The organism is Devosia aurantiaca, assembly GCF_011058215.1.
GTDB lineage: Bacteria > Pseudomonadota > Alphaproteobacteria > Rhizobiales > Devosiaceae > Devosia > Devosia aurantiaca.
This window is the reverse complement of the sequence record NZ_JAALFG010000001.1, coordinates 969,491-988,079: the sequence shown is the minus strand read 5'-3', so window position 1 is coordinate 988,079 and position 18,589 is coordinate 969,491. Positions and strand designations below refer to the sequence as shown.

At 62.6% G+C, this 18,589-nt stretch carries 15 protein-coding genes and 4 pseudogenes; 4 read left to right on the top strand and 15 right to left on the bottom strand.

The annotated features are described in order from the left end of the window. Nucleotides 1-81 precede the first annotated feature (81 nt). The 4 genes and pseudogenes from G5575_RS21520 to G5575_RS20080 form a co-directional block, all read right to left on the bottom strand. Nucleotides 82-808 (bottom strand): annotated as a pseudogene (locus G5575_RS21520) (ATP-binding cassette domain-containing protein). After that, nucleotides 805-1,749: an ABC transporter permease gene (locus G5575_RS05095; RefSeq protein ID WP_164533744.1), complete on the bottom strand. Its 945-nt coding sequence runs from the start codon at nucleotides 1,747-1,749 to the stop codon at nucleotides 805-807. The pseudogene G5575_RS21520 and the gene G5575_RS05095 overlap by 4 nt, the downstream one beginning before the upstream one ends. Before the next feature lie 221 nt (nucleotides 1,750-1,970). Continuing rightward, nucleotides 1,971-2,927: a sugar ABC transporter substrate-binding protein gene (locus G5575_RS05090; RefSeq protein ID WP_164533351.1), complete on the bottom strand. Its 957-nt coding sequence runs from the start codon at nucleotides 2,925-2,927 to the stop codon at nucleotides 1,971-1,973. A gap of 121 nt (nucleotides 2,928-3,048) precedes the next feature. Next, nucleotides 3,049-4,496 (bottom strand): annotated as a pseudogene (locus G5575_RS20080) (aldehyde dehydrogenase family protein). A gap of 209 nt (nucleotides 4,497-4,705) precedes the next feature. On the opposite strand from G5575_RS20080, the gene G5575_RS05080 reads away from it, so the two are divergent. Both G5575_RS05080 and G5575_RS05075 read left to right on the top strand, forming a co-directional pair. Next, the gene (locus G5575_RS05080; RefSeq protein WP_235935599.1) at nucleotides 4,706-5,389 is read left to right on the top strand and encodes a GntR family transcriptional regulator; all 684 of its coding nucleotides are present in this window, start codon (nucleotides 4,706-4,708) and stop codon (nucleotides 5,387-5,389) included. A 19-nt stretch (nucleotides 5,390-5,408) separates the two neighbouring features. Next, nucleotides 5,409-6,163 (top strand): annotated as a pseudogene (locus G5575_RS05075) (SDR family NAD(P)-dependent oxidoreductase). Here the strand turns inward: G5575_RS05075 and G5575_RS05070 are convergent. The 4 genes from G5575_RS05070 to coxB are packed head-to-tail and all read right to left on the bottom strand — an operon-like array spanning nucleotide 6,160 to nucleotide 11,052. Next, the gene (locus tag G5575_RS05070) at nucleotides 6,160-7,194 is read right to left on the bottom strand and encodes a c-type cytochrome (RefSeq protein WP_164533349.1); all 1,035 of its coding nucleotides are present in this window, start codon (nucleotides 7,192-7,194) and stop codon (nucleotides 6,160-6,162) included. The pseudogene G5575_RS05075 and the gene G5575_RS05070 overlap by 4 nt on opposite strands. Next, a complete protein-coding gene (locus tag G5575_RS05065) occupies nucleotides 7,191-7,598 on the bottom strand; it encodes a hypothetical protein (protein ID WP_164533348.1) in 408 nt (135 codons plus the stop codon). Before G5575_RS05065 ends, G5575_RS05070 begins: the two co-directional genes overlap by 4 nt. Next, entirely contained in the window at nucleotides 7,595-10,081 is a 2,487-nt protein-coding gene (ctaD, locus tag G5575_RS05060; protein WP_164533347.1) for a cytochrome c oxidase subunit I, read from the bottom strand. Before ctaD ends, G5575_RS05065 begins: the two co-directional genes overlap by 4 nt. Then, the gene (gene coxB / locus G5575_RS05055; RefSeq protein ID WP_164533346.1) at nucleotides 10,078-11,052 is read right to left on the bottom strand and encodes a cytochrome c oxidase subunit II; all 975 of its coding nucleotides are present in this window, start codon (nucleotides 11,050-11,052) and stop codon (nucleotides 10,078-10,080) included. The genes ctaD and coxB overlap by 4 nt, the downstream gene beginning before the upstream one ends. A gap of 73 nt (nucleotides 11,053-11,125) precedes the next feature. Here coxB and G5575_RS05050 point away from each other — a divergent pair, with 73 nt between their 5' ends. Together G5575_RS05050 and G5575_RS05045 are read left to right on the top strand one after the other, a co-directional pair. After that, a complete protein-coding gene (locus tag G5575_RS05050) occupies nucleotides 11,126-11,581 on the top strand; it encodes a cytochrome b (RefSeq protein WP_164533345.1) in 456 nt (151 codons plus the stop codon). A gap of 101 nt (nucleotides 11,582-11,682) precedes the next feature. After that, nucleotides 11,683-11,886 carry a CsbD family protein gene (locus G5575_RS05045; RefSeq protein ID WP_164533344.1) on the top strand — a complete coding sequence of 68 codons (204 nt, stop codon included), beginning with the start codon at nucleotides 11,683-11,685 and terminating at the stop codon, nucleotides 11,884-11,886. Nucleotides 11,887-11,942: 56 nt separating this feature from the next. Here G5575_RS05045 and G5575_RS22130 read toward each other — a convergent pair whose 3' ends face one another. The 7 genes and pseudogenes from G5575_RS22130 to G5575_RS05015 form a co-directional block, all read right to left on the bottom strand. Continuing rightward, nucleotides 11,943-12,170 (bottom strand): DUF3459 domain-containing protein, encoded by a 228-nt coding sequence (locus G5575_RS22130; RefSeq protein ID WP_235935811.1) that lies wholly within the window; start codon nucleotides 12,168-12,170, stop codon nucleotides 11,943-11,945. Nucleotides 12,171-12,736: 566 nt separating this feature from the next. Then, nucleotides 12,737-13,702 (bottom strand): alpha-amylase family glycosyl hydrolase, encoded by a 966-nt coding sequence (locus G5575_RS05035; protein ID WP_235935809.1) that lies wholly within the window; start codon nucleotides 13,700-13,702, stop codon nucleotides 12,737-12,739. A 272-nt stretch (nucleotides 13,703-13,974) separates the two neighbouring features. Next, nucleotides 13,975-14,948: pseudogene (nrdF, locus tag G5575_RS05030) on the bottom strand (class 1b ribonucleoside-diphosphate reductase subunit beta). Between the two features lie 19 nt (nucleotides 14,949-14,967). Beyond that, nucleotides 14,968-16,617 (bottom strand): class 1b ribonucleoside-diphosphate reductase subunit alpha, encoded by a 1,650-nt coding sequence (nrdE, locus tag G5575_RS05025; RefSeq protein ID WP_235935598.1) that lies wholly within the window; start codon nucleotides 16,615-16,617, stop codon nucleotides 14,968-14,970. Beyond that, nucleotides 16,529-17,134: a ribonucleotide reductase N-terminal alpha domain-containing protein gene (locus G5575_RS20070; protein WP_235935597.1), complete on the bottom strand. Its 606-nt coding sequence runs from the start codon at nucleotides 17,132-17,134 to the stop codon at nucleotides 16,529-16,531. Before G5575_RS20070 ends, nrdE begins: the two co-directional genes overlap by 89 nt. Before the next feature lie 35 nt (nucleotides 17,135-17,169). Further along, nucleotides 17,170-17,391, bottom strand: a complete 222-nt coding sequence (gene nrdH / locus G5575_RS05020) for a glutaredoxin-like protein NrdH (protein ID WP_164533341.1) — start codon at nucleotides 17,389-17,391, stop codon at nucleotides 17,170-17,172. A 236-nt stretch (nucleotides 17,392-17,627) separates the two neighbouring features. Then, nucleotides 17,628-18,542 carry an SDR family oxidoreductase gene (locus tag G5575_RS05015; protein ID WP_164533340.1) on the bottom strand — a complete coding sequence of 305 codons (915 nt, stop codon included), beginning with the start codon at nucleotides 18,540-18,542 and terminating at the stop codon, nucleotides 17,628-17,630. Nucleotides 18,543-18,589 lie beyond the last annotated feature (47 nt).

The window sequence follows — 18,589 nt, the reverse complement described above, 5'->3', positions numbered from 1 at the left end:
TCTACAAGCCCCGGCGGCAAAGCAAAAGGGAGTGCCCGCAGGAGCACTCCCTCTCATGCGGCAGCGAGGATCCGCCGCCGATCAGGTGAGGATGACGTGCTGAGTCAGTTCCTCGATGGTTGAATCCGCCTTGGCGACATCGAGCACCTTGGTGCCGTGGCTCATGATCACGAAGCGGTCGCAGACCTGGTAGGCGTGGTAGAGATTGTGCGTAACGAGAACGCTCGAAACGCCCTCGGCCTTGAGCTTGAGCACCTGGCCCAGAAGCGCTTCGGTCTCGCGCACGGAAAGGGCCGACGTCGGCTCGTCGAGCAGCAGGACGCGGCGTTTGAAGAAGACGGCGCGGGCGATGGCGACGGCCTGTTTCTGCCCGCCCGAGAGATCGCCGACGAGTTTGTCCGGCGAGTCGATGCCCGAAATGTGCACGGCGCTTTCGAGCACCTGCATGGAGATCTCGCGCATGCGCTTGAGATCGAGCATGCCGAAGCGGTTGGTGAGTTCGCGGCCGAGGAAGATGTTGCGCGAGATCGAGAGCGAGTCCACGAGCGGTGTTCTGGTAGATGGTCTCGATCCCGGCATCTGCCGAGTCCAGCCTGCAGGTGAAATCCTGCTTCACGCCGTCGACCGAGATATAGCCCGAGCTCGGACGGTGGATGCCGGAGATCATGTTGACCGTGGTCGACTTGCCGGCCCCGTTGTCGCCGAGGAGGCCGACGACTTCGCTATGACCAACTTCGAAGCTGAGATCGGTCAGGGCTTTCAGCGGCCCAAAGGTCTTGTTGATGTTGTGCAGCGCCAGGAGGCTCATTCGCGTGCTCCTCCGCGGTTAAGGCCGTGATTGAAGATGGATGCGGCGACGATCAGCGCAGCAATGAACATGTCGAGGTAAAAGCCTGGGGCCCGCATCAGCAGCAGCACGTCGGTAATGGTGAAGATCAGCATGACGCCGAGGAAAACGCCGAGGATCGAGCCGCGGCCGCCGCGTAGGGACAGTCCGCCGATGACGCAGGCGGCGATGGCCTGCAGCTCGAGGCCCGCACCCTGGCCCGGCTGCACAGAGCCGACGCGGGTGGTGGCCAAGATGCCGGCAAAGGCTGCCATGGCGCCGGCAATGGCGAAGGCAATGATCTTGATGCGGCCGGTATTGACGCCGATGGCGGTGGCCGCCGAGCGGTTGCCGCCGGTGGCAAAGACATGATTGCCGAAGCGATGGCGGTGCATCAGGAGGTAAAAGAGCACGCAAAGAGCCACGAACCAGATGAAGGCCGCGTTGATGCCGAGGACGGTGCCGCCGAATATGGCGGCAAAGACCGGGTTGGGATCGAAACGCACCTGCACCGCGCCATTTATCAGAAGCACGGCGCCGCGCCAGAACAACAGGCCGCCGAGCGTCACGATAAAGCTCGGCAGGTTGAAGCGCAGGGTCAGCGCGCCATTGAGGACGCCAATGGCGGCGCCGATCAGGAGCCCGATCGGAGCGGCGATAAAAGCATCGACGCCGTTGCCGACCAGCATGGCCATGACCACGGCGGTGAGCGTATAGACCGAGCCGATCGAGAGATCGAATTCGCCAGCGATCATCAGCACGCCGGCGCCGAGCGCGAGGCAGCCGAGCACCGGCACGGATCGCATCATGATGCCCATATTGGCGGACGACAGGTAGCGGAAGTCGTCCGGGAACAAGAGGCCGGCAAGGATGCAGCCAAGCTGCACCAGGATAAAGACCAGCAGGATCGCCCCGGCCGGCATGGAAAGAAGTTGGTGCAGCCACTCGCCGGTCGAACGCCGAGGCGCCCCGGCTTGAGCATGGGTCAAAACGGTCACGATGGTATCCAATCGTCTGAGACAGGCACTTGGCCGAGGCACCCCCACCCGACCTCCCCCTTCAGGAGGGGGAGGAGCTCGATCTCAGGTCTTGGCTGGATCAGACTCCTCCCCCGACTTACGGGGAGGCTGGGTGGGGGACGCTTCTACCGGTACGAGCCGATCAGCGGCTTGACGGCGCCGATGCGGTCCTGGTCGAGAAAGGCGCCCTGGCCGGTGTCGACATCGGTCGGCGTCAGGCCATAGCGGGCGGCCATAGCGATCATGGCGATCGGGTAGTAGCCCTGGAGGTAGGGCTGCTGGTCCATGGTCGCGAACATGGCGCCGCTCTCGACCGCATCGGCAATTTCTACCGCCAGGTCGAAGCCGCCGAACGGCACTTCGACACCGGCATCCCTGATGGCGCCGGCGCCAACCGTCGAAGTCACCGACCCGGTGCCGAACACGGCCTTGATATTGGGATTGGCAATCAGCGCCTGCGCCATGATGTTCTGCGCTTCGGCGGGATCGAGCCCGGCACGCACGGTTTCGACGGTGATGCCGGCCTCGCCCATGGCCCGCTCGATGCCGCCGCCGCGTGCGACGGCGAAGCTGGCTTCGGGAATTTCGCGCGGGTTGAACACCACGTCGCCTTCCTTGAGGTCGAAGGCTTCGATCATGCGCTTGCCCAGCTCGTAGCCGGAGGCTTCTTCGTCCATGCCGACATAGGCCTGGCGGCAATTGCCGTCGGCGCCTTCGAGATCGTCATTGTTGAAGCCGATGACGATGATGCCGGCATCCACGGCATTGCAGATACTGTCGTCGAAGGCGTCGGAGCTCGAGATGGCCACGGCAATACCGTTGACGCCGGTTGCGACGGCGCTATCGATCAGGTCGTTCTGGCGTACCGGATCGTTGTTGGCATATTGGACGTCGAGATCGACGTTGAAGGCGGCAGCGGCGTCCTGCGCGCCTTTCACCACCGGATTGAAGAACTGCACGGATGGATCGAGGTAGATGATCATGGTCGCCGAAACCGGCTCCTGATCCTGGGCCAGCGTTGCAACCGGGGCGGCGAGCGCGCAGCCGGCCAGCAAGGCCGCAGTGGTTTTGGTCAGCTTCATGGTGTTAATCCTCCCTTTGGATCGTGCGGGCCTCCTCTGACCCGCTCCGGACGGCGCTTCCGACCAAGAAAACCACCGTCCAATTCCCTCCCGATGGTTCCGGCTCTTGCCCTTTTTGGGCTTAGTGCTGGAACCACGGTTGTGGCCGCCCAAGGGTCATGTGCAGACCCTTGAACTGCGAATATTCGTCAAAGCCATAGCGGCCCAGCTCGCGGCCGGTGCCGCTCTTCTTGTAGCCGCCGATCGGCATTTCGGCGGTGCCGTCGATCACCGAGTTGATCCAGAAGCGGCCGGCCTTGACGCGGCGCGTGGTCTGGATGGCAGTTTCGAGATCGCGCGACCAGACGCTGGCGGAAAGCCCATAGGGCGTACCGTTTGCCAGCGCCACGGCCTCCTCCGGCGTGTCGAAGCCGATGGTCGAGAGCACCGGCCCAAAGATTTCTTCCTGGGCGATGGCCATCTGCGGCGTCACTTTGTCAAAAACGGTGGGGGCGATGAAATTGCCCTTGTCGACCGCGATCTGGTCGCCGCCGAGCAAGAGTTCGGCGCCTTCGGCAATGCCCTTTGCGATGTAGCTCGCGACCTTTTCGGCGTGTTGTTCGGTGACCATGGCGCCGAACTTGCCCTGGCCCAGCGGATCGCCGAAGGGCAGGCGCTTGGAAAGGTCGAGCAGCCGATCGAGCAAAGCCGGGCGGATGGAATTGTGGACGATCAAGCGGCTGCCCGAAATGCAGCACTGGCCGGCATTGTGATAAACGCCATAGGCGATGCCATCGGCGGCGGCCTTGAGATCGGCATCGGCAAAGACGATCTGCGGCCCCTTGCCACCAAGCTCGAGCCCGACTCGCTTGACCGTCGGCGCAGCGAGCGCTGCAAGATGGGTGCCGACGCGCACCGAGCCGGTGAAGGCCAGCACATCGACGCGCGGATCTTCGGCCAGCATCTGCCCGGCGGCGGGACCGGTGCCGGTGATGACGTTGAACACACCGGCCGGGAGTCCTGCTTCAAGCGCGATCTGGGCCAGGCGAATGGTCGTGCCGGAGGTGAATTCGGAGGGCTTCACCACCACGGTGCAGCCCGCGCCCAGCGCCCACGGCACGCGTTCGGAGACGATGATAAAGGGGAAATTCCAGGGCGTGATGATGCCGACGACGCCGGCCGGCTCGCGCAGCACGAGGCCGAGGCGATTGTCGCCAATGGCGTTGTGCGAGTCGCCCTCAAGGCCCCGCGCCATGCCGGCCGCATAGGTCCAGAGGTCGGCGCAATAGCCGATTTCCCCGTCGCCTGCGCAATTGGCTTGCCGGTTTCGAGGCATTCTATGAGGCCCAGTTCGTCCTGATGCTCCAGGATGCCGGCGGCGACGCGATGGAGGATGGTCGAGCGTTCGGCGCCGCTCATGCGTGCCCAGGGACCGTCGTCGAACGCGCGTCGCGCGGCGGCGATGGCGCGGTCGGCGTCTTCGGTGGAGCCGGCGGGCCATGTACCCACCACCTTGCCGCGGTGGCCGGGGCTTTCGCGCGAAATGGTCTCGCCCGACGCCGCGTCCACCTCCTGCCCGTCGATCAGCATGCGATAGCTGCGTTGCGCCGAAAGCCGCGGATCACTAAGGTTGGGGCTCAGAAAATTGCTTTGGAAGCGCGGCTGTACGTTCATCGATCCGGTGAGCCGCAGCCCACCCTCCCTGAGGCAAGAAGGACGCTTGAACGCATCCTGTATGGAATTGTATGGTACCGTATGGCGCTTTGACGATGTCGTCAATGGCGGAGGCGAGTTGTCGTATGAATGTGGAAATGGCCATTGCCGAAAGTGGCGAAAGCGCCGCGGCGACCATCGAAAAGGACCTGCGGCGGCAGATCGTCGAACTCGATCTTTTGCCCGGCACGCGGCTCTCCGAGCAGGACATCGCCAGCCGGCTCGGCGTTTCGCGGCAACCGGTGCGCGAGGCGCTGATCAAGCTCGCCAATTCCCGACTCATCGAAATTCGCCCGCATCGCGGCACGGTTGTGGCCCGCATTTCGGCGCGCGAGATGACCGAGGCGCTGTTCGTGCGCCAATCGGTCGAGATTTCCGTGGTTGCCCGTGCCGCGCAGAATTTTGACCCCTGGCAGCGCAAGCGCATCGATAGCCTCCTCGCCGAGCAGGAGGCCGACGCGGCAAAGCTCGACCATGCTGGGTTTCGCGAGCACGACGAGGCGTTCCACATCGCCATTGCCAAGGGCGCCGGCGTCGGCATTGCCTGGATCGCCATTGCCGACATGAAGTCGCATATGGACCGGGTGTGCAATCTCACCATGCGCGACGAGGCCGACATGAAGCGCCGCGTCGGCGAACACCATGCCATTATGGCCGCCATCGATGCGCGGGACGTGGACGCCGCGCAGGAGGCAATGGCCAAGCATCTGGGCAGCATTCTCGACGAATTGCCGGAGCTTGAAACCCGGCACACTGCCCTTTTTGTCTGACCTCGGCCGGAGTTAGTTCGTGAGCGGCCCTGCCCTTTATCCAAGCCTTCAAGACGTCCCCGTCGTCATTTCCGGCGGAGCCTCCGGCATCGGCGAAGCCATGGTTCGGCAATTCAGGGCGCAGGGCGCGCGCGTCGGCTTCGTCGACATCCAGGACGCGCGTGGCCGGGCTCTGGCGGAGGAAGTCGGTGCGCGCTTTATCGCTTGCGACATCACCGACATCGCTGCCTACCAAGCCGCCATCGCCGGCTTTGCCGAAGCCCATGGCGACGCCCTGGTTCTGATCAACAATGCCGCGCATGACGAACGGCACGACTGGTCCGCGGTGACGCCCGAGGACTGGGACGGGCGCATGGCGACCAATCTCAAGCACGGCTTCTTCGCCATGCAGGCCGTCGCCCCCGGCATGATCCGCGCCGGCCGCGGCTCGATCATCAATATGGGCTCGATCCGTGGATGATCGGCGTGCCGCGCCTGCCGGTCTACGAAACCGCCAAGGCGGCAGCGCACGGCCTCACCCGGTCCATGGCGCGCGAACTGGGCCGCCACAATATCCGGGTCAACACCCTTGTGCCCGGCTGGGTGATGACCGAGCGCCAGCTCAGCCATTGGGTAGACGCCGATGCCGAAAAGCTGATCGAAACCAGCCAGGCGCTGCCCGGCAGGGTCTATCCCGACGACGTCGCCAGGATGGCGCTGTTTCTGGCCGCCGACGACAGCCGGATGATTTCGGCGCAGCACTTCATCGTCGATGGCGGCTGGGCCAACGCTTAGTCGCCAAAATACTCCGCCACAGCGCGCAGCTCTTCCGGTTCGAGGCGGTGCGGGCCTTCTTCGAGCTTGTCCTCGACGGCTTTCGCCATAACCTTGGCAAAGCGCCCGCCGCGTTCGTCGCCATGTTTCTGGAAGAGCTCAAGCTGGGTCACGAGATAGTCCACCGGCTGTCCGTCCAGTTTGGGATAGCCAGGCCGACCCTTGTCGCCATGGCAGGAAAGGCAGGCGGGCACGTCGCGTTCCGTCAGGCCAAGGGTCGCGATGCGCTCGCCCAATTCCGAACCGCCCATCGGCAGCTCGACGCCACGGCCAAAATACGTTGCGAGCTCGGCAATCTCCCCGTCGGTCAGCTGTCGTGCGGCGGCCATCATCGTGCCGCTCTGGCGCGAGCCATCGCGGAAGGCGTTAAGCGCATCGGCCAGATATTGCGGGCTCTGGATATCGAGCCGCGGGAAGGCGCCATCGCGGCCCTGCCCGTCCGATCCATGGCAGCTGGCGCAGGATCCGGGTTCGGCGCCAGCATAGGCCAGATCCGCATAAGTCGGCGCATCCATGGTCGGCAGAAGCCGCAAGAACGCGACCATGGCCCAGATCTCATCGTCGCGCAAAGCGGTCGGCCAGCCGGGCATGGCCGTGTGGCGGATGCCGTATTTGACCGTTTGGAACAGGCGGGCATCCGGACGCCAGGCGGCAAGCCGCGGCGGCTCGGGCGACAGGTCCTCGGCAAAGCGCGCCGGTGCCGCTTCGGGGCTGCCGTGGCAATTGGCACAGACCAGCTCATAATGTCCCGCCCCGCGCGCCACCATTGCGGGATCCGCAAGATCGGGCACAGCGGTCAGGGCAGAACGCAGCGCGATCGACTGCCGTGCCGATGTCTGGCGATACCAGTCCACCAACGCATTGCTGCCCGGCACGGCGCTGCTGTCGAGCACGCCGGTCAGGGGCAGCGCAACGAGGAATGCCATGCCGCAGGCCGCGCCAATGGCCAACGGCTTCACCCGACCAAAGATCTCCCGCAAACGCCCGTTCATCGGCAGCTCGAAAGGTAGAGCATGGGGATGGTGACATAGATCACGGCCACCGCCGAAAGAACGCAGAGCATTAGCGCCACATGGCTCAGGAAGCGGTGCCGCTCCTCGGGCGTATCGTGCTCGTATTCGAAATCGTTGTCGGTGAGGCTCCTGCCCCGCACGCGCCAAAGGCGGAAGGTTGAGGCACCGATGCCCACAAGGGCAACTGCCGTGGCGCCCAGTACAAGGAGCCTTATGTCGCCGAGATCGGCATCGCGCCCCAGTTTCTGGCAATAGATGGCGGCGCCGACATAGCAGACGAGAAAATGCGCGGCCCAGATGAAGGGCGCGATGATGACGCTCCAAAGGTCGGTGCCCGACCCAGTTTCGCGTTCCACTTCCTTGACGGCATTGTCTTCGGTCATGTGAGCATCGGGAAAAAGCCGATCACGAGGCAGGTGACGACGCCCATGATCGCGGCAAAGTGCCAGTAGAGCGTGACGTTCCAGATATCGGCGTCGTAGCGGGGCGTCATCTTGCCGTGGAGCGAGCGGGCAAAGCAGTAGCCTTGCATCAGAACGCCGGTTGCCAGATGCGCGACGACCCAGATGGCCAGCGTCCAGACGATGGCGGGGTAGGAATGGGTCGTTGGGTCGAGCCCCGATGTCCAGGGTCCGGCCAGAACGGCAAGGCACGCAACCAAGGCCGCGATGCCGCCGGCCACGAGCAAGAACCTTGCTTGTCCGGGATGCCCCGCAGCATTGACCAGGCGCGAGGCAAAGGTCAGTCCCCAGCTCAGCATCACCGCCATGCCGGCCATTACCGGCCAGACCCAGCCGGGTCCGGTGACGCCCGGTGGCGGAAAGTCGGGGTGGATGGTCCAGAAGAAAAAGTAGCCGAAGAGCAGCGCCAGGAAGGCAGTGAAATCGCCGGTCATGGTGATGAACATGGCCCACCAGCCGGACGAGCGCACGCCCGAGACATAGAGCGGTAGCATCAGGCCGCCACCGGCATCCTTGCTTTCCTTTTCGGGGATTTCAGCCGTGCCGGTCCAGAGCCAACGCAGCGTCGCCCAGAGAAAAAGGGCAAAGCCTAGGGCGGTGGGGATCCACCATTTGAAGGTCATGAAGATGAAGACGGCACCCAGCCCGATCGCCGCGATCATCGGCAGCCAGCCGGGCTTGGCGACACGCAGGATCTGGATCGGCTTGGCATCAAGTACGCTCGTCACCAGCGTTTCGCGCTTGCCCTCCTCGGCGCTGGCCAGGAGGCCCTCGCCGGCGTCGAGCTTGCGGGTAAAGTCCTTATCGTCCCATAGCGGATAGCGGCTATCGATGTGGGGGATCGAGCGCAGGCCGTAATTGTCGCCGAAGCGCGCCGCCCATTCGAGCGTTCCGGCTTTCCAGACATTGCGCGGCGCATCGGGCTCCTGTCGTCGCGGCCGAACGCAGTCCCAGACCAGGATCAGGAAGCCGGCGGCAAAGACGAAGGCGCCGACGGTCGAGAGCAAGTTGAGCTCCGACCAGCCGCGTTCGGCGCCATAGGTAAAGACGCGGCGCGGCATGCCGAGCATGCCGGTCAGGTGCATGGGCAGGAAGGAAATGTTGAAGCCGGCAAACATCAGCCAAAAGCTCCAGATGCCGAGCTTTCGGGACAGCGTTTTGCCGCGCACCATGGGGTAGTAATAAACGATGCCCGCCATCACCGGGAACAGCATGCCGCCGATCAGCGTGTAGTGGAGATGGGCGACGATGAAGTAGCTGTCGTGGACCTGGAAATCGAAGGGCGCGACGGCCACCATCACCCCGGTCAGCCCGCCGAGCACGAAGATCGCTAGCGCGCCAAGGCAGAACAGCATCGGCACCGAACGGACGACGCTGCCCAGCATCACCGTCGAGATGAAGGCAAAGATCTGGATGCCGGTGGGGATGGCTACCGCTTCCGACGCTGCCGAGAAAAAGCCGAGCGAGATCGAGGGTAGCCCGGTGGTGAACATGTGGTGCACCCAGAGCCCGAAGCTCAGGAAGCCCGTGCCCAGCGCCGAAAGCACGATCCAGGAATAGCCGGCGATCGGCCGCTGCGCGAAGGTCGGCACGATCATGGCGAGGAGCGCGATGGCCGGCAGGAAGATGATGTAGACTTCCGGATGCCCAAAAATCCAGAACAGGTGCTGCCAGAGGATGGGGTCGCCGCCGCGAGTGACGTCGAAGAACGGCCAGTCTAGCAGGCGTTCAAGTTCGAACAGCAGGTCGCCGGCAATCAGCGGCGGGAAGGCGAAAAGGATCATGCCGCCTACGACCAGCACATACCAGCCGTAGAGCGGGGTGAGGTTGATATGCATGCCGGGCGCCCGGCACTTGAGCACGCCGACGATCAACTCCACGGCCGCCGCGATCGAGGCGACCTCGATAAAACTCAGGCCCAGGAGCCAAATGTCGGCACCAATCCCCGATTGTTCGGTCGAGAGCGGCGGATACATGAACCATCCGGCGTCGGGCGCCGAGTTGAAAAAGATCGAGCCGCAGACAAAGACGCCGCCGATCAGGAAGCACCAATAGCCGAAGGCCGAGAGACGCGGAAACGGCAGGTCGCGCGCGCCCAGCATGCCGGGCAGGATCAGGATCGCCACGGCCTCAAAGATCGGCACGGCAAAGAGGAACATCATCACCGTGCCGTGGAGCGTGAAGACCTGGTTATAGGTCTCTGCCTCGACCAGGGTGTTTTCCGGCACGGCCAGCTGCGTGCGGATGATCAGCGCCAGGACGCCGCCGAACAGCATGAAGGCAAAGGCGGTCGCGGTGTACCAGAGCCCCACGACCGTGTTGTTGACGTCGGACCAATAGCGCCAGCCCTTGGGCGACTCCCATACGGCGGCCAGCTGCTGTTCTTCGGCTTGCCGGTCGGTCATCTGAGCTCCAGGAGATAGGATACGAGCGCGTCACGCTCGCTTTGCCCTAAGCTATCATAGCCGGGCATACGCACATCGGGCTTGATGTGGTCGGGATCGAGCAACCAGGCCGCAAGGTTTTCCGCGCTGATCGGCAGCGTGCCGGCCGCCATGGTGCGGCGGCTGGCAAAATGGGTCAGGTCCGGCCCAACGCGCCCGGCAGCCTCGGTGCCGCGTATCGCGTGGCAGGCACCGCAGCCGGTGGCGAGAAAAAGGTCGTTGCTGGCTGCAGCCGGCGCGGCTTCGCGCGCGAGGCGTGCATCGAAATCGGCTTGGGCTTCGACGATTACAGGAAAGGCCATCAGCGCATGCGAGGGGCCGCAGAATTCGGCGCAGACACCGCGATAGACACCCGCCTCGGTCGGCTTCAAGCGCCAAAGATTGGTGCGTCCGGGAATCACATCGATCTTGCCGCCCAGGGTCGGGATCCAGAAGGAATGGATCACGTCCGTGGAGTTGAGGACGAATTCCGCCGTTTGGCCCTGTGGTAGAAAGAGTTCGTTGGCCGTATCCACCATGCTGCCATCGGGCTGTTCATAGGCGATGCGCCACCAATATTGCTCGGCGGTGACATGCACGCGCAGGTCCGGCGCATCGGCGCGCACCCAATCGGGCAGTAGCGCCAGCCCAAAGACGAGGAGCGCTGCCAGCGTCACCGTGGGAAATGCCACGCCGCCGAGTAGAATAAAGCGATCGGCGAATTTTTCGGACTTGGGGCGCTTCTTGCCCAGCACGGCATAGACCGTCGTGCCCATGACGATGATCCAGATGATCGCGGCGCCGATGGCCATGGCCCAGAACAGGGAATTGACCGCTGCCGCGTCCTCGCCGGCCGGATGCAGCATGCTCTGTTCGGTGTTGCAGGCGGCGAGCGTCGCCGCGCTGACGAGCAGAGCCGAAACCTTCGCGATAGTGGTGGCGCCCCGCCTCATGTGCCCCCGCACGTATAGTCCATGCGGGAACGCCAGAACCTCTCGAGAGTTCCTGCGTCACAGGGGAAAGATCATGCGCCATCCAGACGGTTATTCGCGCCTGCAGATCACGCTGCATTGGCTCATCGCGGCCTTGATCGTCATCCAGCTTACCGTCAACGCGGACATGCAGGAGGCCTTTGCCGAGCGTCTCGCAACCGGCGCACTCCCGCCCGACAGTGGCGCGATCTTTCACATGGTCATCGGCATAACCATCCTGGCGCTGGCGCTGCTTCGGCTGGTGATCCGCCTCGCGCGCGGCGTGCCGGAGGCGCCAAAAGACAACTCGCCGCTGGTCAACCTCCTCAGCCACGCCACCCATCTGCTGCTTTATGGCTTCATGGTCCTGATGCCGCTGACCGGCGCCCTCGCCTGGTTTTTCGGCATCGAATGGTCAGCCACGCTGCACGAACTGGGCCGCCTCGTGCTCATCCCGGCAATCTTTCTTTCATGTCGCCGGCGTGGTCGTCGAGGAACTGGTGCTGCGTAACCCAATCTTGAGGCGGATGTTGCGACCCGAGCCGAACTGAAGGCGGAACCACAGCCCTCTTAGCACGTTGAATTAACATACGTTATAGAGGAGACATCCAAATGGACTGGAACCGCGTCGAAGGCAACTGGAAGCAGGTCTCGGGCAAGGTCAAGGAACAGTGGGGCAAACTCACCGACAACGACCTGACCGAAATCAACGGTCGCCGCGAGCAGCTCGAAGGCAAGCTTCAGGAGCACTACGGCAAGACCAAGGACGACACCCGCAAGGATGTCGATGATTGGTACGATCGCCAGACCTGGTAAGCCCTAGGCTTTATCAAAAGAGCCCCGCTTCACGGCGGGGCTTTTTGTTGTTGCGATCAGCTGGTGCTTTGCTTGAGCGAGAATACCACGCTCAAACCATCCAGCGTGTCGCCACTGGCCGAGCCTTCGAGCCAGAGGTGGTCTTCGCCCCAGACGCCGACACCCTCAAACGACTTGGTGCCGACATTGGCCACCATGCTGAGCTCGGACCCGTCGCCAAGCGTCCACCACACCCGCACCACCTTTTCGGACAGTAACTGGTAGTGGCCGCTTTCGCCGCTCATGCCGGCGAGGCGCGGGACGATGTCCTTGCGCCGCACCGAGAGCAGCCGGCGATAAAGCCAATGCTGGCGCTTGCTGTCCTCGTTGTCGCCCCAGTTCCAGTCCAGCTTGGAGGCGTTAAAGGTTGCTTCCGCCATGGGGTCGGGCGGGACGTCGCCTTCGCGATGCGGGAACTTTTCAAGCTCCTTGAGCCGGCCTTCGCGGATCGGATCGGCGAGGTCTTCGCCGACGTCGGAGAAGAACAGGAAGGGTTGCCTGGTCCCCCATTCCTCGCCCATGAACAGCATCGGCACCTGTGGCGACAGCAGGGTGATCGCGGCCCACATGCTGATCGCGGCCGGCGAGGCCAGGACCGTCGGCCGCTCGCCGAACGGCCGGTTGCCGATCTGATCGTGGTTCTGCTGGAAGGCGATAAAGGCGCTTGCCGGCAGGAAGGTGCTGGGTTCGCCCCGGTGGCGGCCAACATGCTCCATATACTCGCCCTGCCAGGCGAGACCCTCGGCAAGGGAACGGCCGATCAAGTCGGTGCGCCCGACGTAATCGGCATAATACCACTGGCTTTCGCCGGTCAGCGCGACATGGAGCCCGTGGTGGATGTCGTCGCTCCACTGCCCGTTATAGAGCCAGGGCGCGCCATCGTCGCGGCGCTCAAGCCAGCCCGCCTCGTTCTTTTCGTTTTCGACCACGAGATGCACGTGCCGGCCATCGGTGGCGGCGCGGATCTGCTCGGCCAGTTCCTGCAGCATGTGGCGGAAGCCGGCGTCGCGGATTTCGTGCACCGCGTCGAGCCGTAGCCCGTCGAGATGGAATTCATTGAGCCAGTAGCGGGCATTGGCAAAAAGAATTCGCGCACCATGGTCGAGCCGGCATCATCGAAATTAACCGCAGAGCCCCAGGGCGTCTCATAGTGTTCGGTGGTGAGAGGCGCATAGACCGCTAGGTAATTTCCCTTGGGCCCGAAATGGTTGTAGACCACGTCGAGAAAGACGCTGAGACCCTTGGCATGGGCCAGGTCGACCAGCGCCTTGAGGTCCTCCGGCCGGCCATAGCTTGAGTCCGGCGCAAAGAGCTGGGCACCGTCATAGCCCCAGTTCCAGCGGCCAGGAAAATCGGCGATCGGCATGATCTCGATGGCGGTGACGCCGAGCTCGACCAGATGATCGAGCTTGTCCATCGCGGCGCGGAACGTGCCTTCCTGCGTGAAGGTGCCGATATGGAGCTCGTAGAGCACCAGCTCTTCCCACTCATGCCCACGCCAGCCGATATCGGTCCAGCCGAAAGCCAGCGGATCAATGATCTCGCTGGGCCCATCCACATCCTCGGGCTGGAAGCGCGTGGCCGGATCGGGCACTTCGGCGCCGTCATCGAGCACGAAGCGATAACGCATTCCGGCCCGCGCGGCGTCCACTTCCACTTCATACCAACCGCGCGCCAGCTTCCCCATGGGCACGACGAGGTCGAGGTCGTAGATCTTGAGCGCGACAAAGTTCGAATTGGGCGCCCAGAGCCGAAAGCGGACGCCTTCGGCCAGCATCTGCGTTCCGAATTTCATCCGCTGTTCGCGCTGCAGCAGGCGAGGAGTCGTCGTCAAGGCGTGCATTGGTCACCAATGGCTGGGGAGGTGCCCAAGGTGAAGGCACCGGCGCGAAGGTGCATTCACAATTCTTAAGCTCTTTGTCAGGTTCCAGCCGTGCTGCCCTGCGCTGAGCGTTTAAACCCGCACGAATGCTCAAGCAATCGGCGCTGTCGTCACAAAGGAAAAAGCCCGGATCGCTCCGGGCTTTTCCATATGGCATGCTTCGGGTCTCAGAAGTCCCAGTCTTCGTCCTGGGTCGAGACGGCCTTGCCGATGACGTAGCTCGAGCCGGAGCCCGAGAAAAGTCGTGGTTCTCGTCGGCATTGGGCGACAGCGCCGATAGGATGGCCGCGTTGACCTTGCAGGCCTCTGGCGGAAAGAGGGCCTCGTAGCCGAGGTTCATCAGCGCCTTGTTGGCATTGTAGTGGAGGAAGTTCTTGACGTCTTCCGAGAGGCCGACGCCATCATAGAGGTCTTCGGTGTAACGGGCTTCGTTGTCATAGAGCTCAAGAAGGAAATCGAAGGCGAAATCCTTGATTTCCTGCTTCTTGGCTTCCGGCAGGCGCTCGATTTCGCGCTGGAACTTGTAGCCGATGTAGTAGCCGTGCACGGCCTCGTCCTTGATGATGAGGCGGATGAGGTCGGCGGTGTTGGTGAGCTTGGCGCGGCTCGACCAATACATGGGCAGGTAGAAGCCCGAATAGAACAGGAAGCTCTCGAGGAAGACCGAGGCGACCTTTTTCTTGAGCGGATCGCCGCTCTCATATTGGGCGAGGATCAGCTGCGCCTTGCGCTGCAGGAACTCGTTTTCCTCCGACCAGCGATAGGCGTCGTCAACGTCCGGCGTCAGGCAGAGGGTCGAAAAGATCGAGGAATAGGAGCGGGCATGCACCGCTTCCATGAAGGAAATGTTGGAGAGCACCGCTTCTTCATGCGGGGTCTGCGCATCGGCCATCAGCCGCACCGAACCGACGCCATTCTGTATGGTGTCGAGGAGGGTAAGGCCGGTGAAGACGCGAATGGTGAGCTGCTGCTCTTCCGGCTTCAGCGTCGCCCAGCTCGGGATGTCGTTCGATAGCGGCACCTTTTCGGGCAGCCAGAAGTTCGAGGTCAGGCGGTTCCAGACCTCGATATCCTTGTCGTCCTGGATGCGGTTCCAGTTGATGGCCCGAACGCGGCTGATCGGATTGGCGTGCATGTTCATCGGTCGAAAAGCCTTCTTGTCAGAGCGCGCAGGAGACACAGCCCTGAACCTCGGTCCCCTCGAGGGCCATCTGGCGCAGGCGGATGTAGTAGATGGTCTTGATACCCTTCTTCCAGGCGTAGATCTGCGCCTTGTTGATATCGCGGGTCGTTGCGGTATCGCGGAAGAAGAGGGTCAGCGACAAGCCCTGGTCGACGTGCTGGGTCGCCGCCGCATAGGTGTCGATTATCTTTTCGGGGCCGATCTCATAGGCATCCTGGTAATAGTCCAGATTGTCATTGGTCATGAAGGCGGCGGGGTAATACACGCGGCCGATCTTGCCTTCCTTGCGGATCTCGATCTTGGAAACGATCGGGTGGATCGAGGAGGTCGAGTGGTTGATGTAGGAGATCGAGCCGGTCGGCGGCACGGCCTGCAGGTTCTGGTTGTAAAGGCCGGTCATCTGCACCTTGGCCTTCAAGTCCTTCCAGTCTTCCTGGGTCGGAATGTGGATGCCGGCATCTTCGAAGATCTTGGCGACCTTTTCGGTGGCAGGCAGCCATTCGCGGTCGGTGTACTTATCGAAATAGGTGCCATCGGCATATTTGGACGAACCAAAGCCCTTGAAGGTCTCGCCGCGTTCGGTGGCGATCAGGTTCGAGGCGCGGATGGCGTGGTAGGTCACCGTCAGGAAGTAGATATTGGTGAAGTCGACGCCTTCGTCGGAGCCGTAGAAGATGCGCTCGCGGGCCAGATAGCCGTGAAGATTCATCTGCCCCAGGCCAATGGCGTGGCTCTCGTTGTTGCCCTTGGCGACCGATGGCACGGACGAGATATTGCTCATGTCCGAAACGGCGGTCAGCGCGCGGATCGAGGTCTCGATGGTCTTGCCGAAATCGGCGGAGTCCATGGCCATGGCGATGTTGAGCGAGCCGAGGTTGCAGGAAATGTCCTTGCCCATGTGCTCATAGCTGAGGTCCTCGTTATAGACCGAGGCGTCGCTAACCTGGAGGATTTCCGAGCAGAGGTTGGACATGGTGATACGGCCCTTGATCGGGTTGGCCTTGTTCACCGTGTCTTCGAACATGATGTAGGGGTAGCCGCTTTCGAACTGGATCTCGGCGATCACCTGGAAGAATTCGCGCGCCTTGATCTTCTTTTTCTTGATGCGCTTGTCGGCCACCATCTCGCGGTACTTTTCGGTGACCGAAATCTCGGTCATCGGCACGCCATAGACGCGCTCCACGTCATAGGGTGAAAAGAGGTACATGTCCTCGTTGTCGCGGGCGAGCTCGAAAGTGATGTCCGGAATAACGACGCCGAGCGACAGCGTCTTGATGCGGACCTTTTCGTCGGCATTTTCGCGCTTGGTGTCGAGGAAGCGCATGATGTCGGGATGGTGGGCATGCAGATAGACCGCACCCGCACCCTGCCGCGCACCGAGCTGGTTGGCATAGGAGAAGCTGTCTTCAAGCAGCTTCATCACCGGCAACACGCCAGATGACTGGTTTTCGATCTGCTTGATGGGCGCGCCCATTTCGCGGACATTGGTGAGGCTCAGGGCCACGCCGCCGCCGCGCTTGGAAAGCTGCAACGCTGAGTTAATGGCGCGGCCCGATCGATTCCATGTTGTCTTCGACGCGCAGGAGGAAGCACGAGACGAGCTCGCCGCGCTGCTTCTTGCCGGCATTGAGGAAAGTCGGGGTCGCCGGCTGGAACCGGCCGGCCATGATCTCGTCGACGAGGTCGCGGGCGAGCTTTTCATCACCGCGGGCCAGCGTCATCGCCACCATGCAGACGCGATCTTCGTAGCGCTCAAGGTAGCGCTTCCCGTCGAAGGTCTTGAGCGTATAGGACGTGTAATACTTGAAGGCGCCGAGGAACGTGGGGAAGCGGAACTTCTTGTCATAGGCGTGATCGTAAAGATCACGCACGAAGTTGAAGCTATACTGGTCGAGCACGTTCTGCTCGTAATAGCCTTCCTCGACGAGATAAGTCAGCTTCTCGCGCAGGTTATGGAAGAAGACGGTGTTCTGGTTGACATGCTGCAGGAAGTACTGGTGTGCAGCCTGCTTGTCCTTGTCGAACTGAATACGCCCCTGCTCATCATAAAGATTAAGCATGGCATTGAGCGCATGGAAATCCGGGGCGTCATCCGCGGAATTATCCTGACCCATGATCGGCCGTTCGAGTGCGAGCGTATCCAAATCCGTTCCGTCCTTCTGGCGAGAGGAATATGCGCTTAGGCGAGAGCGCCGATCATGTCGGGGCGGAAGCCGGCCCAGTGCTGGTCGCCGGCAACAACGACGGGGACCTGGCGATAGCCAAGCTCTTCGACGCGGGCATAGGCATCGGCGTCTTCGGAAATGTCGACGACCGTATAATCGACGCCCTTGCGGTCAAGCGCGCGAGTCGTGGCGGTGCACTGAACGCAGGCCGGCTTGCTGTAAACGGTGATGGTCATCGGGTAAGTCCTTGCAGTCATTGGCAGACGCCAGATTGGTCTAGACCGGGGAAACGCTTGCTGTGACGCAAAGTTGCTCCGTACACCACATATAGTAGGATAACCTCCAAAATCGTCAACATAGTGACACAAGCGGCGGAAAGCTTTTGCCTCTTGCCTCCCGGGAGGCACGAATAAAACCGGGCGATTCGGGCCTGTGTCCAAAAGTGGTTTTCCACCGTTCGCGCAAGAAGCCCTCAGGCGAAGGTTACGCCGGTCAGCTCTTCGGAAATCTTCCAGAGCTTGGCCGCCGTAGCCGGATTGGTGGCGCGTTCGGGCGCCTTTTCCAGCGTCGGATAACCGCGTGTGCCGCCCAGGCGATCGGGCCCGTAGCTGGCGCCGCTGACAGCGCCCGGGTCGGTCGCCGCATAAAGCGTCGGCAAGGCGCCCTGCCAGACCGGCTGGAACAGGAAGGGCATAAACCGCCGGATCAATCCGGATGCACTCAAACTTCCCGCCTGGTTGGGGATAAGCTCGGTACGCGACACGCCGGGATGAGCCGCAATACTCTTGATGCCCCAGCCCGCCGCCTGGCTGCGCCGGTCGAGTTCAATGGCAAAGATCACGCAGGCGAGCTTGGACTGGCTATAGACATTCATGGCCCTGTAGCCGCGCTCGGCCTGGAGATCGTCGAAGTCGATGGCGCCACTGCGCGCAGCAACACTCCCGAGGCTAACCACGCGCGGCTGGTTGCCGCGCTTGAGCAGCGGCAGCAGGCGCCCGGTCAGCGCAAAATGGCCGAGGTAATTGGTGCCCAGCTGCAGCTCGAATCCGTCGCTGGTGGTCTTGCGCTCAGGCGGGGTCATAACGCCGGCATTGTTGATCAGGATGTCGAGGCTCGGCAGGTCCCTCGCCAGCTCGTCGGCAAAGCGGGTAATGGAGGCGAGATTGCCCAGATCGACGAGGCCGAAGCGCACATCGGCGCCGGGCACGGCTTGCTTGATGCGCCTTACCGCCTCGGCCCCTTTTTGCGGGCTGCGGCCGGCGATGATGACGCGCGCACCGGCACGGGCCAGGCCCAGCGCATCCTCATAGCCAAGCCCACCGGTTCCCGTCACCACGGCAGTGCGCCCGGCCTGGCTCGGGATGTCTTTTGCGGTCCATTTCGTCATGGTCGTATCCTTGCTGTTGGTGACAGCAAGATGCGGCCGAGGCCTCC